The organism is Sphingomonas sp., from assembly GCF_019746665.1.
GTDB lineage: Bacteria > Pseudomonadota > Alphaproteobacteria > Sphingomonadales > Sphingomonadaceae > Sphingomonas.
The window spans coordinates 132,924-157,264 of the sequence record NZ_JAIERS010000003.1; the positions used below are offsets into that span (position 1 = coordinate 132,924).

General features: G+C 68.2%; 21 protein-coding genes. 7 read left to right on the forward strand and 14 right to left on the reverse strand.

The window, feature by feature from the left end; translation table 11 throughout:
• The first annotated feature begins 98 nt into the window (after nucleotides 1-98).
• The 3 genes from K2X73_RS02135 to K2X73_RS02145 are packed head-to-tail and all read left to right on the forward strand — an operon-like array spanning nucleotide 99 to nucleotide 2,658.
• A complete protein-coding gene (locus K2X73_RS02135) occupies nucleotides 99-1,268 on the forward strand; it encodes a patatin-like phospholipase family protein (RefSeq protein WP_294108164.1) in 1,170 nt (389 codons plus the stop codon).
• 12 nt (nucleotides 1,269-1,280) lie between these two features.
• Complete coding sequence (locus K2X73_RS02140) at nucleotides 1,281-2,066, forward strand: 3-hydroxybutyrate dehydrogenase (RefSeq protein WP_294108166.1); 786 nt, start codon at nucleotides 1,281-1,283, stop codon at nucleotides 2,064-2,066.
• A complete protein-coding gene (locus K2X73_RS02145; protein ID WP_294108168.1) occupies nucleotides 2,044-2,658 on the forward strand; it encodes a DUF4893 domain-containing protein in 615 nt (204 codons plus the stop codon). The genes K2X73_RS02140 and K2X73_RS02145 overlap by 23 nt, the downstream gene beginning before the upstream one ends.
• 41 nt (nucleotides 2,659-2,699) lie before the next feature.
• Here K2X73_RS02145 and K2X73_RS02150 read toward each other — a convergent pair whose 3' ends face one another.
• Complete coding sequence (locus tag K2X73_RS02150; protein WP_294108170.1) at nucleotides 2,700-4,127, reverse strand: UbiA family prenyltransferase; 1,428 nt, start codon at nucleotides 4,125-4,127, stop codon at nucleotides 2,700-2,702.
• The gene (locus tag K2X73_RS02155; RefSeq protein WP_294108172.1) at nucleotides 4,124-5,341 is read right to left on the reverse strand and encodes a glycosyltransferase family 39 protein; all 1,218 of its coding nucleotides are present in this window, start codon (nucleotides 5,339-5,341) and stop codon (nucleotides 4,124-4,126) included. The genes K2X73_RS02150 and K2X73_RS02155 overlap by 4 nt, the downstream gene beginning before the upstream one ends.
• Before the next feature lie 63 nt (nucleotides 5,342-5,404).
• Between K2X73_RS02155 and K2X73_RS02160 the strand changes: the two genes are divergently transcribed.
• Nucleotides 5,405-5,779, forward strand: coding sequence for an SMR family transporter (locus tag K2X73_RS02160; protein ID WP_294108174.1), 375 nt, complete (start codon nucleotides 5,405-5,407; stop codon nucleotides 5,777-5,779).
• A gap of 62 nt (nucleotides 5,780-5,841) precedes the next feature.
• Here K2X73_RS02160 and K2X73_RS02165 read toward each other — a convergent pair whose 3' ends face one another.
• Entirely contained in the window at nucleotides 5,842-7,401 is a 1,560-nt protein-coding gene (locus tag K2X73_RS02165; protein WP_294108176.1) for a peptidase S10, read from the reverse strand.
• A gap of 119 nt (nucleotides 7,402-7,520) precedes the next feature.
• On the opposite strand from K2X73_RS02165, the gene K2X73_RS02170 reads away from it, so the two are divergent.
• Nucleotides 7,521-8,378, forward strand: coding sequence for a hypothetical protein (locus K2X73_RS02170; protein ID WP_294108178.1), 858 nt, complete (start codon nucleotides 7,521-7,523; stop codon nucleotides 8,376-8,378).
• Nucleotides 8,379-8,485: 107 nt separating this feature from the next.
• Here K2X73_RS02170 and K2X73_RS02175 read toward each other — a convergent pair whose 3' ends face one another.
• The 6 genes from K2X73_RS02175 to K2X73_RS02200 all read right to left on the reverse strand — a co-directional run bounded on the left by K2X73_RS02175 (nucleotide 8,486) and on the right by K2X73_RS02200 (nucleotide 14,814).
• A complete protein-coding gene (locus K2X73_RS02175) occupies nucleotides 8,486-8,830 on the reverse strand; it encodes a DUF393 domain-containing protein (RefSeq protein WP_294108181.1) in 345 nt (114 codons plus the stop codon).
• Nucleotides 8,823-9,647: a TIGR00266 family protein gene (locus K2X73_RS02180; RefSeq protein WP_294108183.1), complete on the reverse strand. Its 825-nt coding sequence runs from the start codon at nucleotides 9,645-9,647 to the stop codon at nucleotides 8,823-8,825. The genes K2X73_RS02175 and K2X73_RS02180 overlap by 8 nt, the downstream gene beginning before the upstream one ends.
• Before the next feature lie 79 nt (nucleotides 9,648-9,726).
• Nucleotides 9,727-10,518, reverse strand: a complete 792-nt coding sequence (locus K2X73_RS02185) for a DUF6671 family protein (protein WP_294108185.1) — start codon at nucleotides 10,516-10,518, stop codon at nucleotides 9,727-9,729.
• A gap of 37 nt (nucleotides 10,519-10,555) precedes the next feature.
• Entirely contained in the window at nucleotides 10,556-10,882 is a 327-nt protein-coding gene (locus tag K2X73_RS02190; protein WP_294108187.1) for a P-II family nitrogen regulator, read from the reverse strand.
• Nucleotides 10,883-10,894: 12 nt separating this feature from the next.
• The gene (locus K2X73_RS02195; protein WP_294108188.1) at nucleotides 10,895-13,414 is read right to left on the reverse strand and encodes a putative inorganic carbon transporter subunit DabA; all 2,520 of its coding nucleotides are present in this window, start codon (nucleotides 13,412-13,414) and stop codon (nucleotides 10,895-10,897) included.
• 17 nt (nucleotides 13,415-13,431) lie between these two features.
• A complete protein-coding gene (locus K2X73_RS02200) occupies nucleotides 13,432-14,814 on the reverse strand; it encodes a proton-conducting transporter membrane subunit (protein WP_294108189.1) in 1,383 nt (460 codons plus the stop codon).
• 95 nt (nucleotides 14,815-14,909) lie between these two features.
• On the opposite strand from K2X73_RS02200, the gene K2X73_RS02205 reads away from it, so the two are divergent.
• Entirely contained in the window at nucleotides 14,910-15,773 is an 864-nt protein-coding gene (locus K2X73_RS02205) for a LysR substrate-binding domain-containing protein (RefSeq protein ID WP_294108190.1), read from the forward strand.
• Nucleotides 15,774-15,783: 10 nt separating this feature from the next.
• Here K2X73_RS02205 and glpX read toward each other — a convergent pair whose 3' ends face one another.
• A complete protein-coding gene (glpX, locus tag K2X73_RS02210; protein WP_294108191.1) occupies nucleotides 15,784-16,752 on the reverse strand; it encodes a class II fructose-bisphosphatase in 969 nt (322 codons plus the stop codon).
• 520 nt (nucleotides 16,753-17,272) lie between these two features.
• Between glpX and K2X73_RS02215 the strand changes: the two genes are divergently transcribed.
• Nucleotides 17,273-18,451 (forward strand): DNA sulfur modification protein DndB, encoded by a 1,179-nt coding sequence (locus tag K2X73_RS02215; RefSeq protein ID WP_294108192.1) that lies wholly within the window; start codon nucleotides 17,273-17,275, stop codon nucleotides 18,449-18,451.
• Nucleotides 18,452-18,601: 150 nt separating this feature from the next.
• Here K2X73_RS02215 and K2X73_RS02220 read toward each other — a convergent pair whose 3' ends face one another.
• From K2X73_RS02220 to K2X73_RS02235, 4 genes are all read right to left on the reverse strand, one after another.
• Nucleotides 18,602-19,411 (reverse strand): glutaminyl-peptide cyclotransferase, encoded by an 810-nt coding sequence (locus K2X73_RS02220; protein WP_294108193.1) that lies wholly within the window; start codon nucleotides 19,409-19,411, stop codon nucleotides 18,602-18,604.
• The gene (dapD, locus tag K2X73_RS02225; RefSeq protein ID WP_294108194.1) at nucleotides 19,411-20,232 is read right to left on the reverse strand and encodes a 2,3,4,5-tetrahydropyridine-2,6-dicarboxylate N-succinyltransferase; all 822 of its coding nucleotides are present in this window, start codon (nucleotides 20,230-20,232) and stop codon (nucleotides 19,411-19,413) included. The genes K2X73_RS02220 and dapD overlap by 1 nt, the downstream gene beginning before the upstream one ends.
• Complete coding sequence (locus K2X73_RS02230) at nucleotides 20,229-20,894, reverse strand: pyrimidine 5'-nucleotidase (RefSeq protein WP_294108195.1); 666 nt, start codon at nucleotides 20,892-20,894, stop codon at nucleotides 20,229-20,231. Before K2X73_RS02230 ends, dapD begins: the two co-directional genes overlap by 4 nt.
• A 62-nt stretch (nucleotides 20,895-20,956) precedes the next feature.
• Nucleotides 20,957-24,304: an error-prone DNA polymerase gene (locus K2X73_RS02235; RefSeq protein ID WP_294108216.1), complete on the reverse strand. Its 3,348-nt coding sequence runs from the start codon at nucleotides 24,302-24,304 to the stop codon at nucleotides 20,957-20,959.
• Nucleotides 24,305-24,341 lie beyond the last annotated feature (37 nt).

Below are 24,341 nucleotides of genomic sequence, written 5' to 3' on the forward strand. Positions count from 1 at the left end.
GCTTTGTTGCAAGGCCGGTATCGCCTTGCTGCCGCAAACTGCGGCCGCGTCATCAAACTGTCGTTGATCGCTGGAGCGAAGCGGCCCATCTGGGCGCCATGGCCGATCTTGACTCGTCCCCGCGCCGTGCCGGCAACGCCATGCCGCTACCCAAGGAAGTCGCGCTCGTGCTCCAAGGAGGCGGCGCGCTCGGCAGCTATCAGGCGGGCGTGATCGACGGGCTCGCCGAATCGGCGATCGAGATCGACTGGGTCGCAGGCATTTCGATCGGCGCGGTCAACGCCGCGATCTTCGCCGGCAACCCGCCCGAGCGCCGAGTGGAACGACTGCGCGCCTTTTGGGACAAGGTAACGAGCGCGCTCCCCAGCTTCCCGATCTTCCCCAACGACCGGGTGCGGGAATGGGTGCATGACTGGTCGGCGAGCTATGTGCTGGCGGCCGGGGTTCCGGGCTTCTTCACGCCGCGGCTGGTGCCGCCGCAATGGGCGCCGCCCGGATCGACCGACGCGCTCAGCTATTACGACACGCGTCCGCTGATCGAAACGCTCGACGCGCTGGTCGATTGGGACTTGCTCAACAGCGGCGCGGTGCGGCTGTCGGTGGGCGCGGTGAACCTGGAAAGCGGCAATTTCCGCTATTTCGACACCAGTATAGAGCGGATCGACGCGCGGCACATCATGGCATCGGGCGCGCTGCCGCCGGGGCTGCCGCCGGTCGAGATCGATGGCTGCCTGTGGTGGGACGGCGGGCTCGTCTCGAACACCCCGCTCAGCCACATCCTTGAGAATCAGACCGAATCGATGCTGGCCTTCCAGGTCGATCTGTTCCCCGCCTCGAACACGCGGCCCAAAACGATGGCCGATGTCGAGGCGCGCGAAAAGGAAATCCGCTATTCGAGCCGTACCCGCCTCATCTCCGACCAGGCGATGCGCAAGCGGCGCGAGCATGAGGCGATCCGCCGCGTGCTCGACAAACTCCCCGAGGCATTGCGCCATGATGCCGACGTTGCCCGGCTCGCCGCGATCGCCGAGGACAAGCCGCTCAACATCGTCCAGCTGATCCACCGCGCCAATGCCTGGGAAGGCGGGTCGCGGGATTATGAATTCTCGGCACGGACCATGGCCGAGCATTGGGCCGCCGGGCGCAAGGCGATCGACGACGCGATGAGCAATGCCCAGCTGATCGCCGAGAACATCCTTACCGGAACCAGCGCGGCCTTCGATATTTGCCCCTATCGCGCCGCGCACCAACCGATCGTTCGCAAGTAAAGGGAGACCTGCATGTTCCTCAAAGGCAAAAGCGCGATCGTCACCGGATCGACCTCGGGCATCGGGCTCGATATCGCCAAGGCTTTCGCCGCCGAGGGCGCGCAGGTGATGATCAACGGCTTTGGCGACGCGGACGCGATCGAGAAGGAGCGCGCGGGCCTCGCCACGCTGAGCGGCGGCAAGGCGCTGTACGACGCGGCGGACATGTCGAAGCCCGAGGCGATCACCGCGATGGCCGAGCGCGCCGCGGCCGAGTTCGGCGGGGTCGACATCATCGTCAATAATGCCGGCATCCAGCATGTCGCACCGATCGAGGATTTCCCGCCGGAGAAGTTCGCCGCGATCATCGCGATTAACATGAGCGCCGCGTGGCACCTGACACGCGCGGTGGTGCCGGGCATGAAGGCGAAGAAATGGGGGCGGATCATCTCCACCGCCTCGGCCCATTCGCTCGTCGCGAGCCCGAACAAGAGCGCTTATGTGATGGCCAAGCACGGCATCGCCGGCCTCACCAAGACGATTGCGCTCGAAGTCGCGACCCATGGCATCACCGTGAACGCGATCAGCCCGGGCTATGTCTGGACCCCGCTCGTCGAGCACCAGATTCCCGACACGATGAAGACCCGGGGGTTGACGCGCGAGCAGGTAATCAACGACGTTCTGCTCGATGCCCAGCCCACCAAGGAATTCGTCACCAGCGAGCAGGTCGCCGCGCTCGCGCTTTATCTCTGCCGGGACGAGGCCAAGTCGATCACCGGCACCAACTTGTCGATCGATGGCGGCTGGACCGCGCAATAGGCGCCGCGCGGCGCTTGGCCTGGCGCTGGTCGGCGGGCTGCTGCTCGCCGCGAGCGTGCCGCGCTGGGACCAGCTGATCACCGACGCCGATCGCGACCGGCTGCGCTCGGCGCATAACGCCTGGGTGGAAGCGCTCGCGCGCGTGCGGCCCGCGAACGCCGCCACGCTTGATGCCGAGGGCGCCTTGTTCGATGCCGACCGCGCGTTCGAGGATGGCGCGCTGCCGCCCGCCGGCGCTTATCGCTGCCGCGTGTTCAAGCTCGGCGCGAACGGCACCGCGATGGCCGAATTCACCACCTATCCGGCCGCGCGCTGCGCGGTGACCGGCCAGGGCGACGCGCGCGGCTTCGCCAAGCTCGACGGTGAGCAGCGTCCAGCGGGCACGCTCTACGCCCGCGAGCCCGCGCGCGGCGTGTTCCTCGGCGCGCTGGAACTCGGCATGGAGCAGCGCCCGATGGACTATGGCACCGACGCCAAGCGTGACCTGGCGGGGTTCGTCGAGCGCGTTGGCGAGCGGCGTTGGCGCGTGGTGCTGCCCTATCCCCGGTTCGAATCGATCCTCGACGTGATCGAGCTGGTGCCGGAGGGGTAGGGCGGGCCGGTTGCGCGTGGCGAGGCGCCGGGGAAGAGTGGTCAAAGCCCGAGCTGGACGCGCTGCGCGACGATCACCAGCACCGCCGCGAGCGCGCCCAGCGCCAGGCTGCGCCGATCGGTGATCGCGAAGGCGATCGGATCGCCCGACACCTCGCCGCGCCGCGCCATCGTCCACAGCCGCGTGAGCCAGTAGAGCAGGATCAGGCACAGGCCCGAGAGCAGTTGCGGCGTGCCATGCGCGTAAACCTCGCTGACATGGCTGATGAACAGGGCGAGCACCAGGATCGAGGTCATCGCCGCGGCGACGCCCATCATCATCACCACCTCGACATCCGCCGGGGCATAGCCGCGCCCGCCGAGCAGCCGGCGAGGATCTTCGCTCGGCTGGGCGAGCTCGGCATAACGCTTGAGGTAAGCAAGGCTGAGGAACAGGAAGATCGAAAAGGTCAGCAACCAGCTGCTCACCGGCACCGCGATCGCCACCGCGCCGGCGAAGATGCGCAGCGTGTAGAGGCAGGCGAGCACGATCACGTCGAGCGTCACCACCGCCTTCAGCCTGAGACTATACGCCTTGGTGAGCACCAGATAGCCCGCAAGCACCAGCGCGAAGCGGGGGCCGAGCGTGCCCCAGGCGGCAATCGGGCTCGCGACCAGCAGCAGCGCGGCGGCCAGAATGGCGTGCGGGATCGGCAGCGCGCCGCTCGCGAGCGGGCGGTGGCGCTTGGTGCGGTGCGCGCGGTCGGACTCGATATCGAGCAGATCGTTGACCAGATATACGCCCGAAGCGGCGAGTGAGAAGAACAGGAAGGCGCCCACCGCCCGCACGATCAGCGCGGGATCGCTCCACAGCCCGGACGTCGCGAGCGGCACGAACACCAAGGCGTTCTTCGCCCATTGGTGCGGGCGCATCGCCTTCACCAGCGCGCGTGCAGGGCGCGGGCGCGGGGCGATGCGGCGCACGCCGGCCGGGGCGTGATCGACGCTGAGCGCGCCCGTCGCCGCTTGCCAGATCGGGCGATCGGCGGGGGCGTCCCCCAGATAATCGAACGGGCCGGCGGCATCGGCCACGATCCAGGCGAGCTTGCGCCGTCCTTTCAGGTTCACTCGCGCGCTTGCCCCCGCGACCGCGTCGAACAGCCCCAGATGCCGGGCGATGCGGGCAACGTTGCGCTGGTGCGATCCGCTCGCCAGCACCACCCGGCGTCCTTGTGCGCGCGCCTCGGCGATCAGCGCGAGCACTTCGGCGCGATAAGGCAGCCGCGCGGGATCGACCGGGCAGGCGCGCGCGACCATCGCCTTGGCGACGGCGCGCCCGCGCAGCAGCCACCAGACCAACAGCAGCGCCGGCCACAATCCGCGCCGGGCGAAGCGCACGAAACTTTCCAGCGACACGTCCGCCGGGGTGAGCGTGCGATCGAGATCGACGTAGAGCGGCCGGGTGGTGGCGATCGGGGCGTGCAGGTTCATGCGAGCACCTCCCGCCGCGGCGCGCGCCGTTCGAGCAGCGGCACCAGGCCGAGCGCGGCGAGCGCGCCGACCAGCGGCATCGCCGGCAGCCGGTAGCGCGGCATCACATAGGCGGCGGCATGGACCGCCCAGAACAAAGCGATGATGGCAGCGACCAATCGCGCCCCTCGCCCCAACCCCCGCCAGCGCACGAGCGTTGCCCCGGCGAGCGCGAGCAGCAGCAGATGCTGCGCAATCTCGCCCCAGCGCAACAGCGTGACGAGCGCGCCATGCCGATCGCCTGCCCCCGGCGGATCGGGCAGCCAGAACAGCAGCAGCTTCGTCGCGCTCAGCGCCGCCGTCTGCCCCGGATGCGCGGCGATATGCGCGCGGGCGAGCCGGCCGAGTTCATCGGTCGAAGCCAGTTCGCCGAGCCGCGCGTGCATCCGCTTCCATTCGGCCCCCAGCGGGCTGTCGCGCATGCTGACGAACCGCCCGGTCGCGTTGGGGTTGTTGCCGACATACAGGTTGAACGGCGCGTTGGTCGTCAGCACGGGGCGGCCGAGCACGTCCTGCGTGTGCCACAGCCAAGGGAGCAGCACCGCGCCGGTTGCCCCGGCGAACAGCGCCAGCGCGGGCAGCATCGCCCGACGCTCGCCCCGCCACCAGAGCGCGAGCGGCAGCGCCGCGCCGGTCAGGATCACCGAGGCGCCGGCGAGCAGCCCCGCGCCATAAGCGAGCCCGGCGCCGATGCTCCACAGTCGCGGTCGCCGCGTTTCCAGCAGCGCGACACAGGCAATGGCGAAGCCCAGCAGCAGCGGCACCGACAGATTTTCGCGCGCAGCCAACGCCGTGGCGAGCGCGGCGGGGGCGAGCAGCGCGGTGAACGCCGCCGTCACCAAGCCGACGCCCTCGCCACCCACGCGCCGCCCGAGCAGCTCGGCGAGCAGGATCGCCGCCGCCGCCAGCACCAGGTTCGCGCCGAGTACCACGCCCGCGTTCGCACCGAACAGCGCGAAAAGCGGCGCGAGCGCGAGCGGATAGCCGGGGCTGTAAAAGGCATGGTTGCCCCAGATGTCGCGCATCCCGCCCGCCTCGAACGCGGTCGCCGCCATCAGCGCATAGCTGTGCGCATCGGCGTCGCTCAGATCGAACGGCTGCACCGCCATCGCCGCGAGCCGCAGCAACAGCCCCGCGAGCAGGATGGTCAGCAACAGAAAATGCCGGCGCGTCATGGCTTAGCGCCATGCCCGATCGGCGTTGAGATTGGCTTAAGCTGGAGCTGCTAGAGCGCGGCTATGCGCTTTTCCGACCTGTCGCTGATCCTGGTGAGCGTCGCGCTCAGCGCGAGCGGGCAATTGCTGTTGAAGCTGGGGGCGAGCGCACCCGCGGTGCGCGGCGCGATCGCCGGCGGCGCGCCGGGCGAGCGGCTGCTCGCGCTTGCAACCACCCCGGCGCTGGTCGGCGGGCTGATGGTCTATGCTTTGTCGGCGGCGGCGTGGATCGTGGTGCTGTCGAAGCTCGATCTGTCGCTCGCCTATCCGTTCGTCGGGCTCGGCTTCGTCGTCACTTTCCTGATCGGGGTCCTGCTGCTGGGTGAGCCCGCGAGCGCGGGGCGGCTGGCGGGAACCTTGCTGATCGCCGGCGGCGCGGTGCTGGTCGCGCGCGGGTAGTCGAACCCCGCGACGCCGCCATCCCCGCGCAGGCAGGAATGGCGGCGTTGGGTGAAGCACGCTTACCGCGCCACCTCGTCATACCAGCGCGCCAGATCGTCGTGCAGTTGCGCCAGCGCCTGCGGGTTCAGGTAAATCATGTGTCCGCTTTCATAATAAGTGAAGCTGACATTCTTCTGCAGGTTTTCGGGCAACAGCATGTGGTTGGCATCGAACTCGGCGCCGTAGAAAGGTGTCGCCATGTCGTAATAGCCGTTCAGGAACAGCACTTTCATATAGGGATTGGTGCGCATCGTGTACGCGAGATCGACCGCCGTGTTGGGGCTGGTCTGCGCGCCGCGCTGGCCAGGGGCGCGGTGGCGCCAATCCCAATCGAAGCCGCTTTCGCGTGCCGAAACCTTATACGGCAGTTCGGTCTTGTAGCCGAGCGTTCGCGCCGCATAGTCCATGAACGCCGAGACATAGGCACCGGTGATTGCGGTCGAGGCGGGATCATCGTCGGGCGAATCGGCGTTCGCGTCCGCGACGTTCAGCAGATAGCGGGAATCGAGCCGCCCGGTCGCGACGCGGCGGTCGCGCAGCAACTCGGTTTGGAAATGGCCGAGATCGATCCGCAGATTGGCGCGCAGGATGAACGCCTCCGACAGGCCGGTATAAGCCGCCATCTGCTTGGCGATCGCCTGCGCCTCGGCCGCCGGCAGCGCCGATCCCTTGGCGAGCGCGGCGGCATAGGGCCCGCTCACCCATTGCCGCACCTCGGCGAGGAACGCCTTCAGGTCCGCCGGGCGGTTGGGCACGCGCTGGTGATACCAGGCGGTCGCGGCGAAGCCCGGGAACAGCACCATGTAATTCTGGTCATAGCCCGGCTGGCGCACGCCGTAGTTGAGGATGGTCGACAGCAGCACCACCCCGTTCAGGCTCATCCCGCGCTGTTCGAGCAGCGCGGAGACCGCCCCCGAGCGCAACGTGCCATAGCTTTCGCCGAACAGGATTTTGGGCGAACCCCAGCGGTTATACTTGGTCACATAGCGCATGATCGCGCGGGCGAAGGCGTCGGCGTCCTGGTCGACCCCCCAGAAATCCTTGCCGGTCTTGTCGCCGAGCGGCCGCGACCAGCCCGCCCCGATCGCGTCGATGAAGACGAGGTCGGTCTTGTCGAGCAGCGAATAGGGATTGGGCGCGATGCCGCCCGCGCCGGGGGCGACATATTCCGGGTTGGTGGTCTGCACCCGGACGGGGCCGAAGCTGCCCATATGCAGCCACAGGCTCGCCGAGCCGGGGCCGCCGTTGAACAGGAACGACACCGGTCGCTTGCCACCGCCATCCCTGGTATAGGCGGTGTAGAACACGCTCGCGGTCGGTTTGCCGTCATCGTCGCGGATCGTCAGCGTCCCGGCGGTCGCGGTATAGGCGATCGGCGCGCCCTTCACGGTGACGCTGCCCTTGCTGGTGAAGGCCTGCTCCTCGACCGGAGGCTTGGGCCAGCCGGCATCGGCCTCCGCCGCCATCGCCTCGCGGTGCCCCTGCAGCTTGGGCGGATCGACCTTCTTCTCCTGCGCGAGCGTAGGCGTGGCGCAAGTAGCGAGCAGCGCGAGCGCAAGAGACGAGCGTGTTTTCAGCATGGAACGGCTTCCCCCTTATCGTTTTTCCGACACCGATTATGGCGCCCGGCGCACCGTGCGCAATAGACGGTGCGGCGGCGTCAAGATATATTGGTATTCATCAAGCAAGGGAGGTGCCGATGCGCGCGTTGATCCTGGTGTTTGCGGCGGCAATGCTCGCCGGTGTCGGCGCGGCCCGCGCGACGACTGACGATGTCACGGTTACCGGGACCAAGCTCACCGAACAGGCAGCGCGCGAACGGGCGGACAGCTTTGTCCGCCAGCTCCAGATCGCGAATTCAGGCAAGCAGCTTGGCCGCTGGCATGGCCCGATCTGCCCGAAAGTCATTGGTGCGCCCGAGCAAGAAGCCAAACGCTTTATGCGGCGGATCGCAGCGATCGCCAGGCCGCTTGGGGTGGCGGCACAGTTCGCTAACTGTAACGCCAATTTCATCGTCATCTTGACAGACGATTCGACTAAACTGATCGACAAGATCGAGCGCAACGTTCCTGCGCCGCCCTCAACGCTCGATCCGATCGCGTTTCGTAAGCTGCTGCATGACGACGCTCCGATCCGCTGGTGGTACAGGTTTGGCATCAGCGCGCCTGGGGGAGGCTTCTTACCGTCGCCGGTCGGGGCGAGTGACGGCCAACCGATCGTCTTCCAGCCAAATGAAACGCCGCGCATCAAGGTACCGGCCGTGCGCTCGATCAGCGCGGCGCTGATCGTGATCGACCGCCGCAAGCTGCTCGGCGTGCCGTACGATACGCTCAGCGCCTATGCCGCCTTTGTCGGGCTCGCGGAGATCGTGGCACCCAAACAGGCGCCGCCCTATTCGGTGCTTGCCTTGTGCGACGAGAGCAGTTGCCCGGTCGCGCCCAGCTTCACCGACGCGGCGCTGCTGGAAACCGTTTACAAGACCGAGGACCAACGTGATGGCCTTTATCATCGCATCGCCGTCACCAACGCGCTCGCGGCGCGGCTGGAGGGCAAGTAAGCCCTTGGCCTAGAGCGATTTCGAGGCAGGTGGAATCACCTGCCGGCTCGGAAATCGCGGCAAACCAACAATCTAGAGCGGCGATCCGATGCAATCGGATCGCCGCTCTAGCGTGCGAGCCGCTGCAACGCGGGGCGCACGCGCAGGAAACCGCGATAGGCGCGCTCGAGCAGCCACAACGCGCCCGGCAGGCGCGCGGCGAGCCCCAAGGGGCGGAGCAGCGGCACCGCGCGCCACATCGCCGCGAACGCCGCCGCGCCCGACAGCAGCACCCCGCCCTCGCGCGCATGGAAACGCGCGAGCAACATGGCGCGATCGATCGGGCAGGCGGCGTCTTCGCCGGCGACATCGATGAACTCGATCGCGCGCCGCCGATCGAGCCGGCGGATCAGCGCGATCTCGCGGGTGCACAGCGGGCAAGCGCCATCATACCAGACCGTCAGCCTATTCATTGCCGTCGATGAAATGCCCCAGCTGGCCGAGCAGCGATCCCTCGCCGCGATTCTGCCCCCCGCCCGCGGCATTGGCGAGCACCCGCCCGGCGAGCCGCGCGAACGGCATCGACTGGATCCACACCTTGCCCGGCCCGCGCAGCCGCGCGAAGAACAAGCCTTCGCCGCCGAAGATGATGCTCTTCACCCCGCGCACCATCTCCAGATCGAAATCAATGCTGGGGGTATAGGCGGCGAGGCAGCCGGTATCGACGTGCAGCACCTCGCCCGGCGCCAGTTCGCGCTCGACCACGGTGCCGCCCATCTGCACGAACACCCAGCCATCGCCATCGAGCTTCTGCATCACGAAGCCCTCGCCGCCGAACAGCCCGGTCATCACCCGACGCTGGAAGGCGATGCCCACCTGCACGCCCTTGGCGGCGGCGAGAAAGGCATCCTTCTGGCAGATCAGCGTCCCGCCAACATCGGCGAGACGGATCGGCAGGATCGCGCCGGGCACGGGCGCCGCGAAGGCGACCCGCGCCTTGCCCTGACCCCGATGGGTGAACAGGGTCATGAACAGCCCCTCGCCGGTGAGCAGGCGTTTGCCCGCGCCGATCAGCTTGTCCATCAGCCCGCCGCCACCGCCGCCCGAGCCGTCGCCGAACACGGTGGTGAGCTCGATGCTCGCGTCCTTCCACACGAACGCGCCAGCCTCGGCGACCGCGCTTTCGCCGGGATCGAGCTCGATCTCGACGAATTGCAGTTCCTGACCCTTGATCTCGAAATCGATGTCATCGGCGCCGCTGCGGCTGTGGCTCCAGGGGCTGTTGGGCATGGTCGGCTCTCCCTCGCTCGGTCGGCTCTGTTCTAGGCTTGGCGCGCGGAAAGCCAAGCGTTGCGCGCAGCGTTACGCTTCACGGGTTGCAGTGCGCACAGCTCCCCGGATCGGCGCGGCGCTCGGGGTCGATCAGCGCGACATGTTCATGGCCACAACCGGCGCAGCGGGCGACCGCGCGCCAGGCTTCGTCGGTCGCGCCGCCGCACCAGGCACAAGGGCGCCCGGGCGCGGTTCGCGCGGTAAAATCGGGGCGCGCGCAGGCCGGGCAGCGCGCCGCCCAGCGCCGGGCGAGGTCGGCGGCGGCACGCGCGATCGCGGCCTGACGCCGCGGGTTGCGGTGGGCGCGCATATCGGTCTCGATCCAAAGCCGCCCCGCTTCGTTCAAGCGCGCCTCGACCGCCGCCACGAGCGCCGCCACGTCGCCCAGGTCGCGCGTTACCGGTGGCCCCCCTCCCGGCGCCATCAGCAACACGCCATGCTCGGGAAAACCGGCGCGCGCGGCGAAATCGAGCGCTTCGCCAATGCTTTCGACCTCGGCCTGGGCATAGTTGGTATCGATCGTCAGATCATGGCCCACCAGCTCGCCGCCGAGCCGATCGAGAACTAGCACCAGCTCGCGCCCGGCGGGCACGATCGGCAGCGCGGGATGCGGCCCGAACGCACCCTCGCTCGCCACCGCCAGCTCGGCCTGGGGACAAGCGGCAAGCGCCGCCAGCGCCTTCGCCCGCGCGGCCTCTAGCTGGGTGCCGGCGCGCGGCACCTCGCGGGTGAAGGTGCCGAAGCGATCGGTGTCGAGCGTAGGCGTGGCCAGCCAAGTCAAGCAAAGCGGCGCCAGCCCCTCGGCCAGCGCCGCTTCCTTGGCGTGCATCGTCGCGGCGACCGCGCGCCGCCCGTGCCAATCGAAATCAGGCGGCGACGAAATAGTCAGAACGCAGCACCTCGACGTCCGACACGAACAGCACGCCCGGCTTGTGGCGGAAGATGCTGCCAACGCGCTGGGTCGCGGCGGTGATCGCCTCTGCGGGGCCGACGCCTACGAACATCACCAGCCCGGTCTGGTCGTTGAAAATGGTGCGCGCCTGGTGGAAACCGCCATGCCCCATGCCGGCGACATCGCGCAAAATCGTCCAACCGCCGAGGCCCGCGTCACGCAGCGCGTCTTCCACCAGCTTCACGTCCTCGGCTTCGACGACGATTTCGATCTTGCGCATCTTGTGCAGAAACTCGTTCATGTCAGTCCCCTGTTAAGCCATGATTTCTTCAAGCGCCTCGAACGCCGAGCATCCGCTCGCGTCGCGCTGCATCTCCTGATCGCCCCGCCAGCGGCGCGCGGCGCCGGTATCGGGATCGATCACCACCAATTGCACCCAACCATTGCCGAACAGCCGGCGCAACACGGCTTGCGTCGAAATCACCTGCTCGACCAGCGCGAACGGTGCATAGACGATCGTCAGCAGCCGCTGCGGCACATGCGCCGGGGTGCCATCGTCATGGAACAGCGCCTGGAGCGGCAGGCCGACTGCGAGATCGCCGCCATTGCCGCGCAACACGCCCAGCCGTCCGACTGGGTTGTGGACCGTCTTGTCGCCCGCGCCGAAGCGGCGGTTGTCGGCGGTGGAGAAGTTGTACTGGCAGTTGATCCACTGTGCGACCACCATCGGCGCGGTGAGGATCGTCGCCAGCGCTTCGCCGGTCTTGTCGCCGGTCCAGTCATAGCTGTGGAGGAAGGCGCGCCCCTCCAGATCGACCGGCGCGGTGAGCGCTCGCGGGGCGACGATGAACGCGGCGTTGCCCGCCAGGCCCCATTCGGGGCGCACCTCGCCCCAATGCTTGGCGCCGATCTCCAGGTCCGCCGCCGGGCGGTGGAGCAGGCCCGCGCGCCGGGCGCGATTGGCCTCGCCCGCGCGTGCCAGCGCAGCCTTGAGCTGCCCGAGATCCTCGGCGTGGCTCGCGGGCAGGCAGCAGGTGTCGAACAGCGTCACTTCATCGAGCGTGGTGTCATGCTCGGCGGGCACGAAGATCGTGTCCTCGGGCACGCCCGCGCCATCCTCGGCGAGCGCGGCGCGGACCTGCGGATCGTTCATGATCGCCGCCATCGCCCGCGCGTTCGCCGCCCCGCCATGCCCCGCGCACGCGCCGCAATCATAGGCCGCGCCATAGGGGTTGTTGACCGTCTGCCCCCGGTGCCCGGCGAGCACCACCAGCCGCGCGGTGTGGCGCTTCATGCCGGTGAGCGCGAACAGCGCGCGCGCATAAGCGAGCCGCTCGGCGAAGGCGAGGCCACGCCCCGGCAAATCGGCGTCGAGCGAGGGGGCGAGCGCGCTCGGATCACCCTTTAGCCGCCGCCCGACCGCTTCCGCCGCGCGCGGAAACAGCGTGCGCGCGACCATCATCGCGCCGGCGAGCGGGCCGACCGCCTCGGCGGTGCTGAACGCGGTCGCCGCACCCCCTTTCAGCGTGCCGAACAGATCGCGCGTGGCGGCGGCGCGGCGCTCGAGCGCGATCGCCTCGGCCGCCTGCGCCTCCTGCCCCGGCGCGGCGACCATCGTCAGATCCTGTTGCGGCGCGACGAGCACCGGCAGCATCCGCTGACGCGGCTGATTGGGGGTATGGACCGCGATCATCAGCCCGAAAAAGCCGGCATAGCCAAAGGTTTCGTACCGACCCTGTGCCTCGAACGCGCGGCGATAAGGTTCGGAGCGCACGTCGATGCACATCACGAGCTGCGCCGCGGGGCGATCCTCGGCGGCGGGGGCGGGTGGGGTGAGCCGCGGTACCAGCGTGTCGCGATAGACGACTTCGGCCGCGCGCTGGAAAATCGCCGACAGCGCGGCTTCGTCGGCGGTCGTCACCGCTTCGAGGCCAGTATCGAACCGCTCGCGTTCCAGGGCGAAATGCCGCGCGAGCTGCCCCGTGACATCGGCGATGACCGGCGCGACACGCGGCCGCGCCCGCGTCGCCGGCGCCGCGCGCACGACGAGCAGCATCAGCGCGAGCAGGTCGGCCATCGTCGCCGGGGCAGCTTCGACCAGCGCGGCATCGGCATGGTGCTGGCGCCAGCGGATATGCCCCGCCCAACCTGGCAGCCGCGCGATCAGGCCGCGCAGGAATGCGATCCGCTCCCCTTCCGCGACCGCGAGCACGTCGAGCCCCTGCGCCACTGCGTCGATCGGATCGCGCGGCACCTCGGCGAGCAGCGCGCGCGGCGTCCCTTGCGCGAGCGCGGTCAGCTGCGCGTCATGCCCGATCAGCGCGAGTACCGCGCGATACAACCCCTTGGCCCGCCCCGGCATAGTGACCGACGCGGTGCCGCCATCGAAGAACGCCGCGCACCATTTGGCGACCAGGTCCATCGCCGGATCCTCGGGCGTCGCGTGGGGCACCGGCGGCGGCAACTCGGTGAGGCGCGCCATCAGGCAATCCAGCCGCGAGACATCGGGGCCGACCATCACGAACGCTTCGCTATAGCCACCCAGCGCCTCGATTGCGGCGCGCCGCAGCGCCTCGCGCGTCAGCCGACCGGCGGCGAGCAGCTTGCGCCAGATCGACACCGGCAGCGTCGTCCGCGCGTCGAACAGCGCGGCGCCTTCTTCAAGCGCCTGCTCGAAGGCCAGTTCCTCGAACCCGGCGAGCGGGTTGACCGCGATCGCGCCGTCGAGCGGCCAGAGCGGCGGCACGATGCCCTCGGCCAGGTTGATCGCGAGCTCGATCTCGGCGCGCTGCTGCTGCGGTTGCACGCGCAGCGGGGGGAAAGCGATGGTCATGGCAAGCAGCTCCTAAATCAGGCGGCGAGGCCGGCGTTGAGCAGGCGGACGTAGAGCGATGGCGGCAGCGTCGCGCGGCGCGCCTGCCACACCCAGAGGATGAGGAAGGGCAGCGCGAGCACCAGCACCAGCGGGCCGGTAACGGGCGCGGTGCCGATCTGCGGCACCGCCCGCTCGATCAGCAGCAGCCCGGCGGCATGGCCGGCGGCAAGCAGCGCGCCGAGCCCGATCAGCTGCGGCCAGCGCGGCGTCGTGGCGTTGGCCGCGCTCACCAGCGTCATCACGCCGGTCGCGGTTGCAAGCATCAGCGGGAGCAGCGTCGCGCTTGCCCCGCCGGTCCACAGCATCACCCCGCCCAGGCCAAGCACCAGCACCGCGACCGCGCCGGCCACCGTCGCATCGGGGCGGCGCAGCGCCGGAGCGCTCGGGGTACCGATCGCCGATCCCGAGGCGAGGAACAGCCACGCCTTGAACAGGCCATGCGCGATCAGATGCCACAGCGCCGCGCCATAGGCGCCCAGGCCGCACGACAGGATCATGAATCCCATCTGCGCGACGGTCGATCCGGCGAGCGCGCGCTTGATATCGGGGCGCACCAGCGCGATGCCCGTGCCCCACAAGGCGGCGCTCGTGCCGGCGATGATCGCGGCGAGCTGCACCGCCGGCGCGGCCTCGATCACCGGCGCGAAGCGGATCAGCAGGAAGCCGCCGGCGTTGACCAGCCCGGCGTGCATCAGCGCCGAAACCGGGGTCGGCGCGGTCATCGAGCCGATCAGCCAGCTTTCGAACGGTGGCAGCGCCGAGCGCGCCATCGCCGCGACCAGCACCAGCGCCGCGATCGCGATCAGCACTTCGGGTTCGAAGCTGGTCTCGGCGGAGACGATCACGCCCAGGCTCAGGCTGCCGGCGTGCGCGGCGGCGAGCGCCAGCGCGGTGAGCAGCGCGACATCGCCGAAGATGAAGGCGCGGCGGGCGCGGGCGGCGGCGGCGCGCGCCTCCGCCCAGCCATCAACATGGCCGATCAGCCGCGCGAGCAACTGCCCGCTCAGCAGCCAGGCTGCGGCGAAGGCGATGACATTGTCGAGCACCACCACCGCGAGCACGCTGGCGGCCAGCGCCGCCACCATCGCGGCGAAGCGGCGCGGGGCACGGTCGGCGCGCAGATAACGCTGCGAAAAGGCGAGCACGATCGTCGCGACGAAGCTCGTCAGCACCAGCAGCGCCAGGCTCAGCCCGGGGGCGGCGATCGCCCCCGTGCCGGCGGCGATGGCGAGCGCCAGGCTGATCGCGAACGCGACGCCCATGCCACCCGCGGCGCGCCCAATCGCGAGCGAGGCGGGCACCTGCGTGGCGGCGAGCGCGGCGAGCACGGCCATCAGGGCGGGAAGCAGCAAGATCATTCCATCCTCCAATCGTTCCACGCCCCATGACGATTGGAGGATCATTTGCAAAACGAGTAGTTGCAATCTTATCGATTGATAATCACAATGGTGATATGCCGCACCGTACGCTCGACCTCGACCTCCTGCGCGCTTTCGTCACCGTCGCCGATTGCGGCGGCTTCACCCGCGCGGGCGCGCTGCTCGGCCGCACCCAGTCGACGGTTTCGCTGCAGATCAAGCGGCTGGAGGACTCGCTCGGCGGCCGGCCGGTGTTCGAGCGCACCCCGCGCCACCTGCGGCTGACGAGCGAGGGGCAGACCTTGCTCCACCATGCCCGGGCGATGCTGCGGCTGAACGACGCCGCGCTCGCCGAACTGACCGAGCCCGAGGTGGCGGGGCTCGTCCGCCTCGGCGTGCCCGAGGATTTCGCGACCGCGCATCTGCCGACGGTGCTCGCCGAGTTCACCGACGCGCACCCCAAGGTCGAGCTGGAGGTGACCTGCGACCTGACGCTCAATCTCCAGGCCAAGTTCCGCGGCGGCGGGTTCGACCTCGTCTTGCTGAAGCGCGAGCCGGGCGTCGTCGTGGAGGGGATGCGGGTGTGGCGCGAACCGCTGATCTGGGTCGCGCGCGATGCGCTCTCGGTGCCCGCCGAGGGACCGCTGCCGCTGATCGTCTCGCCCGATCCGTGCGTCTATCGCAGCCGCGCGGTCGCGGCGCTGGAGGGGCAGGGACGGCGCTGGCGGATCGCCTATACCTCGACCTCGCTCGCGGGCACGCAGGCGGCGGTGCGCGCGGGGCTCGGCGTCGCGGTGCTGCCACGCGAGATGTGCCCGCCGGGGCTGAAGCCGGTCGGCGCCGACATCGCTCTCCCCGCGCTCGCCGACACCGAGATCGCGCTGATCGAGGCGCCGGGCGCCTCGGTGACCGCGCACCGCTTCGCCCAGCACATCGCCGCGGCTTTGGAGCGGCTCTGAACCTCCAGCGTCACCCCAGCCGGTGCTCGCCTTTCACCCAGCGCACCGTGCCCGAGCTCGCGCGCATCACCACGCTGTCGGTCGTCAGCCGCGTCCCCTGCCGCTTCACGCCCGCGAGCAGCGAGCCATCGGTGACGCCCGTCGCCGCGAAGATGCAGTCGCCGCGCGCGAGTTCCTTCAGATCATATTGCTTGTCGAGATCGGCGATGCCCCATTTGCGCGCCCGCGCGCGCTCGTCATCGTTGCGGAACACCAGCCGGCCCTTGAACTGCCCGCCGACGCAGCGCAAAGCCGCCGCCGCGAGCACGCCCTCGGGCGCGCCGCCCTGGCCGATATAGATGTCGATCCCCGTCTCCGGATTGGTCGTCGCGATCACGCCCGCCACGTCGCCATCGGGGATGAGGGTGATGCCGCAGCCGAGCTTGCGCAGTTCCTTGATCAGCTTTTCGTGGCGGGGGCGATCGAGCACGCACGCCATGATGTCCTTGGCTTTCACCCCCTTGGCCTTGGCGAGCTTCTTGATCGTGGTCGCGATCGGGGCGTCGAGATCGATCAGATCGGCCGGATAGCCGGGGCCGATCGCCATCTTCTCCATATAGACGTCGGGCGCGTTGAGCAGGCACCCCTGCTCGGCGATCGCCAGCACCGCGAGCGCGTTCGGCCCGGCCTTGGCGGTGATCGTCGTGCCCTCCAGCGGATCGAGCGCGATGTCGATCGCCGGCCCCTTGCCGATCGCCGAGCCCACTTTCTCGCCGATATAGAGCATCGGCGCCTCGTCGCGCTCGCCCTCGCCGATCACGACGGTGCCGTCCATGTAGAGCCCGTTGAGCGCCTCGCGCATCGCCTCGACCGCGGCGGCATCGGCGGCCTTTTCGTCCCCGCGACCGATGAGCTTGGCGGCGGCGATCGCGGCCGCCTCGGTGACGCGCACCATTTCGAGCACGAGCACGCGATCGAGAACTTTGCTGGCCTTGGGCATGGCTACTCCCCTGTTTTGCGGCGGCGATAGGGGGTGGTGCGGGGATTGTCGAGGGTGGGGGAAGGTTGCGAAGGTTGCCTAGGCGGGGGGTGGCGGGGGGGTTGGAGTGGCTGGGGTGTTGGAGACGCATTGCCCTATCACAACATGCAAACGCCGCATCAATTCTTCCTGAAGGTGGTGCGCTTGGGACTCGAGGAGAACGAATCGGGTAAGCGACGCTCAGAGTGGAGCTAAAATAACGTCGCTGCAGTACCCGCGGGTACAAAAACATGTGGATGAGAAAGCCTTAGCAGACCTACCGCAACCCGCGGAATTTCCAATAAGTTCCGCGGCATACGAAAGCTATCACCGCGGTAGTGACAAACGCAGCCGCGGGTATTGCCGTCTTATCCGCGGTTATGTATATGGACGGGGCCGACTGATTAAACAGTCGGCCCCTCGAACGCCTTTCAAAGCGCCCGGACACCAGCTTTTATAAGGCAAAACGGTTCGAGGGTCCAACCATGAAAAGGACCTGAAGATGGTTACTGAGGAAACAATTAATTGGGATGACACTGAGTCTTACGGACAGGTCGTTTCAGGCTTGTATGTTGACGAGAACCGGTTTGTTGCCGTCATGCCGTTTTCAAGATTGGAGCGGCTAGTGACGAATCCGATGTTGGCATCGAATCCAAAGCTCCGCGAGTCCAACTCCACCCTGTCTGAATATTTTAAGCTGCACGAAGAAATTCAGCGTGCATTTGACAAAGGTAAGAAGGACAATGCCGTCAGCTATTCGGATTATATCATCCGCCTCAAAGGGGGAGCAAACGGCGATACACCGACAATTGATCTATACAGTCCAAAAAAGCTCCCGCTCCATCAGGGTAAAAATAAAATTCTGTGGCCCTACGACTTGGTCGCGGTTCCCTTCGATGGAGAAACGCAGTTGGCTGCTCGTTTTCTTGCGGCCAACAGCGATATCGAAACCAAGGCAATGCCAGTGATCGTTACAATCACTCACGGCAAGCCCGTAGAACACGCCCGTCAGTGCTTCCATGATCGCAACGCGTTCCAGCGTCGGGCGGCTGTAGGGGTCGCTATGGCAATGGATACTCGTGATCCGTTTATCACGGCAATTCGGAAGCTTGAAGAAGCCGACACTAACGTCCGCGGCAAGATACTTTGGCGGTCGCGTCAGATGCCGCAGAAGGGGAAGGATCATGTGGCAACAGCCTCGTTCCTGCGAACGGCAACCGCGTGCTTCGCTCACGGGATCGGAGGCGTTCAAATGCCACAAGCTTCGCTTCCCGAAGGGATCTCCGAGGAAGATTTTGCGCGGCGAACCCAGATTTGGTTTGGTCGACTGATCGAGAAGGTCGGCCCCTATATGCAGGATCGGGAAAACTACGTCGCAAGTTCCCCAGCGATTTGGGCAGCGCTTGGAGCCCTCGGTAAACCGGTTTGCGACCCACAGGTGATGGACACTACTATGCTGGAGAACGTTGCTGACGGTCTCCTAGCTAAGCTTGATGGCGTGGACTGGAAGAAGGGCGGTCATTGGATTGGGATTGCTGTTAAGCAAACCAACGATGGCGGTTATAGCTTTGCGGGCGGCGCGAAGGATTCCGGTTCTATCGCTTATAAAGCGTTGACTGACGCTTCGGAGCACAACTTCCGTCAGATTCGCCATCTTCAGCCTGTCGCGAAGGCAGCTTGAGATAAGTCGGGGGAGGGTAAAATCTCCCCCGACTATTGGGATAACTCCTGAGATTTACCTGCTCAACCAAAGTGTACAAGCGTGCTGACTGCGTGACTTCAACCGGCCTCATTTCAGCCGGACAAGCCGCTCTGACAGCAGCCCCCCCCTTCAAACCCCCACCTCAAACAAAACCGGCCACCTCTTCCCCGTCACGTACAGCTTCTTAGCGACCCCATCCCAGGCGATCCCGTTCGCCACATCGTCGCGGCCGTCGGTTCCCGCCTTGGCGTGGAGGTCGCTTAGGTCGATCACGCCGGTTACCGCGCCGGTCGCGGGGTCGATCTTCACGATCAGGTCGGTGAGCCACACATTGGCGAGCACTTCGCCGTTCACATATTCCAGCTCGTTCAGGCGCGGCACCGGCTGGCCGTTCGCGGTTACCCGCACCCGGCCCAGCTCCTTGAAGCTGGCGGGGTCGATGAAGCGCAACTCGGGGGTGCCGTCGGACATGATCAGGCGGGTGCCGTCGCTGGTCAGCGCCCAGCCCTCGCCGGAATAACCGAACGTTCCCAGCCGCTTGAGCCCGGCGCGCGACCAGCGGAAGCCGCGATGGTGCTGCCACGTCAGGCTCAGGATCTGGTCGCGCCACGGCACGATCCCCTCGCCGAAATAGGGGCGCGGCACCGCAACCTGGCGCAGCACGCGGCCGGTCTTCAGCTCGACCTGGCGGACCGAGGAATGGCCGACCTCGCCGGTGGATTCCCACAGCTCGCCGCGATCGATGAACAGGCCTTCGGTATAGGCGCCGGTGTCGTGCGGGTATTCGGCTACCGCGACGGCGCGCGTGATCGGCAGCGGCGGCCCCGGCGGGGCAGCGCCGAGCAGCGCGGGGACCGCGCCGAGCAGCGCCAAACCCGCGCGGCGCAGCGCGGTGCGGCGCGGGGCAAGGCGGGGCAACGGAAACACGCGTATACGCATCAGTCGCGCAGCAATTCGTTGATGCCGGTCTTGGCGCGGGTCTGCGCGTCGACCTGCTTGACGATCACCGCGCAGTAGAGCGCCGGCTTCCCCTCTCCCCCGCCGATCGAACCGGGGACGACGACCGCATAGGGCGGCACGACGCCGCGATGGACTTCGCCGGTCGCGCGGTCGATGATCTTGGTCGAGGCGCCGAGATAAACGCCCATCGAAAGCACCGCGCCCTCGCCGACGCGCACGCCCTCGGCGACTTCGGCGCGCGCGCCGATGAACGCGCCGTCGCCGATGATGACGGGGCCGGCCTGGAGCGGTTCGAGCACGCCGCCGATCCCGGCGCCGCCCGAGATATGGACGTTCGCGCCGATCTGCGCGCAGCTGCCGACCGTGGCCCAGGTATCGACCATCGTTCCCTCACCGACATGGGCGCCGATGTTGACGAAGCTCGGCATCAGCACCGCGCCCTTGCCGATGAACGCGCCGCGGCGGACGATCGCTCCCGGCACCGCGCGGAATCCCGCCTGGCGGAACTCCCCCGCGCCCCAGCCGGCGAATTTGCTCGGCACCTTGTCCCACCAGTTCGCGCCGCCGGGGCCGCCGGCGATCTCGGCCATGTCGTTCAGGCGGAAGGAGAGGAGCACCGCCTTCTTGAGCCACTGGTTGACGCGCCAGCCCTCCCCATCGGGCTCGGCGACCCGCGCGGCGCCGCTGTCGAGCAGGGACAGCGCTTGTTCGACGGCATCGCGCGCCTCGCCCTCGGTATCGGCGCTCAGGCTGTCGCGCGCGTCCCAGGCGCGTTCGATCGCGGTTTCCAAATCGCTCATGCGTCCTCCATCACCTGATGCAGCCACCGCGCGAGATCGGTGACGGTGTAATCGATATAGTCATGCGCCGGGCCGGGGCCTTGCTCCGAACCGTTGTTCACCCACACGGTCGTCATCCCGATCGCCTTGGCCGGCGCCAGGTTGCGCGCCATGTCCTCGACGAACAGCGACTCTTGCGGCGCGAGATCATAGGCCTCGCATAGGCCGCGATAGATTTGCGGCTGGGGCTTGGGGACATAGTTGGTCGCGTGGATGTCGTGGATCGCCTCGAACGCCTCGCCCAGGCCCAAGCGCCCAAGCACCTTGCGCGCATAGGGCGCGTCGCCATTGGTGAAGATCAGCTTGCGCCCCGGCAGCCGCGCGATCGCGGCGACGAGCGGGGCGTCATGCTCGAGCACGTCCATCTCGACATCGTGGACGAAGCCCAGATAGTCGTGCGGATCGACGCCATGCTCGGCCATCAGCCCGGCGAGCGTGGTGCCCTGCTCATGGAAATAGCGCTTCTGCAGCGCGTGCGCCTGGTCGAGCGGCAAAGCGAGCTTGTCGGCGACATAGCGGCCGATGCGGGCGTCGATCTGCGGGAACAGGTTGACGCTGGCGGGGTACAGCGTGTTGTCCAGATCGAAGATCCAGTTGCGAACATGGGCGAGCGCCGCGAGCATGGCGCCGCCTTAGGCACGGGCACGGGCGCGGAGCAAGACGTGATGGCCGCTGGCGCGCGCGATCAGTGGAAATCGCGCGATCCCGGCAGGATGCGCACGTCGCGCGGGTGGCGGTTCTGCGCCACCGGGCGCGCCACCTCGTCCACCGGGCAGAGCGGCGGGCGCGGCGCTTCCTCGGCGAGCAGGCCGAGCAGGTCGCTGCGATCCTCGACCCGGCTCGCCATCAGGTGGACGACGCCCTCGCGGCTGCGCTGCACCGCGCCGCCGACCAGCATCAGCCGCGACGCCATCACCGCGCGGCGGAAGCGCTCGAACAGCCGCGCCCACAGCAGCACGTTGGTGATGCCGGTCTCGTCCTCCAGGGTGATGAAGATGGCGTTGCCCTTGCCCGGTCGCTGGCGGACCAGCACCACGCCGGCGGTGCGAACATAGGCACCGGCCTTGGCCGCGCTGGTCTCGGCGCAGGTCAGCACCCCTTCCGCCGCCAGCACCGGGCGGATGAAGGTCATCGGATGGTCCTTCAGCGACAGGCGGAAGCTTTGATAATCGGTCGCCACTTCCTCGCTCATCGGCATCGGCGGCAGGGTGAGCGCGGGCTCGGTGCCCAGTTCGCGCGCGCGGGCGGCGGCGAATAGCGGCAATTCCCCCGGGGGCGTGCGCCGCGCCTCCCACAGCGCCTCGCGCCGGCGCATCCCGAGCGAGCCGAACGCATCGGCATCGGCGAGCAGGCGCAGCGCCCGCGCGGGCAGATCGGCGCGGCGGGCGAGATCCTCGGTCGCGCCGAAGCGCCCGGCCGCGCGCGCCGCGACCAGCCGATCGGCCCAGTCGGCGCGGAACCCGTCGATCTGGCGCAGCCCCAGCCGCAGCGCGAGCCGCCCGTCCGCATCGGGCTCCATGTGCGAATCCCAGCCGCTATGGTTGATGTCGATCGGCCGCACCGCCACGCCATGCGCCTGCGCGTCACGAACGATCTGGGCCGGGGCGTAAAAGCCCATCGGCTGCGAATTGAGCAGCGCGCAGGCGAAGATGCCGGGATGGTGGCATTTGATCCACGCCGAGACATAGACCAGCCGCGCGAAGGAAAGCGCGTGGCTTTCGGGAAAGCCATAGCTGCCGAACCCCTCGATCTGCTTGTAGCAACGCTCGGCGAAGGCGCGATCATAGCCGCGCGCCACCATGCCGCCGATCATCTTTTCGGCGAATTTGTCGATGCCGCCGCGGTTGCGGAAAGTCGCCATCGCGCGGCGAAGCTGGTTCGCCTCCGACGGGGTGAAGCCGGCGGCGGTGATGGCGAGCTTCATCGCCTGTTCCTGGAAGATCGGCACGCCATAGGTGCGGCCGAGCAGCTCCTTCAGTTCGTTGGGATTATGCCCCGGCCCGGGCGAGGGATAGTCCGGCTGCTCCAGCCCGGCGCGGCGGCGCAGATAGGGGTGGACCATGTCACCCTCGATCGGCCCCGGGCGCACGATCGCCACCTGCACCGTCAGGTCATAGAGCGAGCGCGGTTTCAGCCGGGGGAGCATGTTCATCTGCGCCCGGCTTTCCACTTGGAACACGCCGATGCTGTCGCCCTTTTCCAGCATCGCGTAAACGGCGGGGTCGTCGGCCTTGATGTCGATTTCCAGCGTCTGTTCGCCCAGCCCGTGCGCCGCCATCAGCGCGAAGGCGCGGCGGATGCAGCTCAGCATCCCGAGCGCGAGCACATCGACCTTCATGATGCCGAGCGCGTCGATATCGTCCTTGTCCCATTCGGCGAAGGTGCGGTCGGCCATCGCGGCGTTGTGCAGCGGCACCGTCTCGTCCAGCCGGTCCTGGGTGAGGATGAAGCCGCCGACATGCTGCGACAGATGGCGCGGGAACGGCGCGGCGAGCAGCTGCTGGGTCAGCTCGATCAGCCGGCGTATCTCGGGCGCGTCGGGATCGAAGCCCGCATCGGCGAAGCGCTGTTCGGGCATCTCCCGCCCGAAGCTGCCCCACACCGTCGCAACGATGCGCGCGGTGATGTCCTCGCTCAGCCCCAGCGCCTTGCCGATCTCGCGCACCGCGCTGCGCGGGCGGTAATGGATCACGGTCGCGGCGATGGCGGCGCGGTGGCGGCCATAGCGGCGATAGACATATTGCATCACCTCCTCGCGCCGTTCGTGCTCGAAATCGACATCGATGTCGGGCGGCTCGCCGCGCTCCTCGGAGACGAAGCGCGAAAAGAGCAGGTCATGCTCGCTCGGATCGACCGAGGTGACGCCGAGCAGGAAGCAGACGATCGAATTGGCCGCGCTCCCCCGCCCCTGGCACAGGATCGGCGGCGCCTGCCGGCGCGCGAACGCCACCAGATCGTGCACCGTCAGGAAATAGCAGGCGAAATTCTGCTGGCGGATCAGCGCGAATTCCTCGTCCAGCCGGCGGCGGACATCGGGGTTCAGATTTGGCCCATAGCGCTCATGCGCGGCCGCCAGCACGATATGCTCCAGCCAGGCCTGGGGTTCCCACCCCGCCGGCACCGGCTCGTGCGGATATTCATAAGCGAGCTGGCCGAGATCGAAGGCGATCCCCTCCACAAAGCGGATCGTCTCCGCCAGCGCCTGGGGGTGATCGGCGAACAGGCGGGCGATTTCGGCGGGCGGCTTCAGATGGCGCTCGGCGTTCGCCTGCAGCCGGCGGCCCGCCTCGGCGATCGTCACGCCTTCGCGGATGCAGGTGAGCACATCGTGCAGCGCGCGCTCGTGCGGGGCGGCGTAGAGCGCGTCGTTGGTGGCGATCAGCGGCACGCCCGCCTGCGCCGCCAGCGCCGCGAGCGTCGCGAGCCGCTGCGCGTCACGCCCGCGCCGGTGCAGCGCCGCGCCGAGCCACACCCGGCCGGGCGCGATCCGTCCCAACCGGGCGAGCAGCACCGCCAGCCCCTCGGGCTGGACCAGCGCGAGCGGCGGCACCGGATCGGCGCTGTCATGCGCCACCGGGTTGGGGCGAAGGCGCTGCGGCGTCGCGGTGGTTTCGGGCAGCACGATCAGCTGCAACCCCTGCTGAAAGGCGAGCAGATCGGCGAGCCGCAGGATGCAATCGCCCTTTTCGGCGCGCAGATTGCCGGTGGTGAGCAGCCGGGTCAGCCGCCCCCAGCCGGCGCGATCGACCGGATAGGCGACGATGTCGGGCGTGCCATCCGCGAACACCAGCCGCGCGCCGACGACGAAGCGCGGCAACGGGCGCGGATCGCCGCTTTCGGCCTGCGCCTCGCGCACCCGCTTCAGCGCGCTCCACGCGCGGACGACGCCCGCCACGGTGTTGCGATCGGCGATGCCGATGCCCGCCAGCCCCAGATCGACCGCGCGCAGGATCAGATCGGCGGGGTGCGAGGCGCCGCGCAGGAACGAGAAATGGGTCGCGGCGACCAGTTCGGCGAAAGGCGGCGGGGCCATGTCCGCGCGCGGGTCCGCCGGGTCCGCGCGGACCAGG

Coding starts and splice junctions, on each gene's coding strand:
- K2X73_RS02135 (WP_294108164.1), top strand. CDS start 99: ATGGCCGATCTTGACTCGTCCCCGCGCCGTGCCGGCAACGCCATGCCG.
- K2X73_RS02180 (WP_294108183.1), bottom strand. CDS start 9,647: ATGCCCAACAGCCCCTGGAGCCACAGCCGCAGCGGCGCCGATGACATC.
- dapD (WP_294108194.1), bottom strand. CDS start 20,232: ATGAGCGATTTGGAAACCGCGATCGAACGCGCCTGGGACGCGCGCGAC.
- K2X73_RS02140 (WP_294108166.1), top strand. CDS start 1,281: ATGTTCCTCAAAGGCAAAAGCGCGATCGTCACCGGATCGACCTCGGGC.
- K2X73_RS02200 (WP_294108189.1), bottom strand. CDS start 14,814: ATGATCTTGCTGCTTCCCGCCCTGATGGCCGTGCTCGCCGCGCTCGCC.
- K2X73_RS02175 (WP_294108181.1), bottom strand. CDS start 8,830: ATGAATAGGCTGACGGTCTGGTATGATGGCGCTTGCCCGCTGTGCACC.
- K2X73_RS02220 (WP_294108193.1), bottom strand. CDS start 19,411: ATGCGTATACGCGTGTTTCCGTTGCCCCGCCTTGCCCCGCGCCGCACC.
- K2X73_RS02150 (WP_294108170.1), bottom strand. CDS start 4,127: ATGAACCTGCACGCCCCGATCGCCACCACCCGGCCGCTCTACGTCGAT.
- K2X73_RS02215 (WP_294108192.1), top strand. CDS start 17,273: ATGGTTACTGAGGAAACAATTAATTGGGATGACACTGAGTCTTACGGA.
- K2X73_RS02155 (WP_294108172.1), bottom strand. CDS start 5,341: ATGACGCGCCGGCATTTTCTGTTGCTGACCATCCTGCTCGCGGGGCTG.
- K2X73_RS02185 (WP_294108185.1), bottom strand. CDS start 10,518: ATGCACGCCAAGGAAGCGGCGCTGGCCGAGGGGCTGGCGCCGCTTTGC.
- K2X73_RS02205 (WP_294108190.1), top strand. CDS start 14,910: ATGCCGCACCGTACGCTCGACCTCGACCTCCTGCGCGCTTTCGTCACC.
- K2X73_RS02165 (WP_294108176.1), bottom strand. CDS start 7,401: ATGCTGAAAACACGCTCGTCTCTTGCGCTCGCGCTGCTCGCTACTTGC.
- K2X73_RS02170 (WP_294108178.1), top strand. CDS start 7,521: ATGCGCGCGTTGATCCTGGTGTTTGCGGCGGCAATGCTCGCCGGTGTC.
- K2X73_RS02145 (WP_294108168.1), top strand. CDS start 2,044: ATGGCGGCTGGACCGCGCAATAGGCGCCGCGCGGCGCTTGGCCTGGCG.
- glpX (WP_294108191.1), bottom strand. CDS start 16,752: ATGCCCAAGGCCAGCAAAGTTCTCGATCGCGTGCTCGTGCTCGAAATG.
- K2X73_RS02235 (WP_294108216.1), bottom strand. CDS start 24,304: ATGGCCCCGCCGCCTTTCGCCGAACTGGTCGCCGCGACCCATTTCTCG.
- K2X73_RS02160 (WP_294108174.1), top strand. CDS start 5,405: ATGCGCTTTTCCGACCTGTCGCTGATCCTGGTGAGCGTCGCGCTCAGC.
- K2X73_RS02190 (WP_294108187.1), bottom strand. CDS start 10,882: ATGAACGAGTTTCTGCACAAGATGCGCAAGATCGAAATCGTCGTCGAA.
- K2X73_RS02195 (WP_294108188.1), bottom strand. CDS start 13,414: ATGACCATCGCTTTCCCCCCGCTGCGCGTGCAACCGCAGCAGCAGCGC.
- K2X73_RS02230 (WP_294108195.1), bottom strand. CDS start 20,894: ATGCTCGCGGCGCTCGCCCATGTTCGCAACTGGATCTTCGATCTGGAC.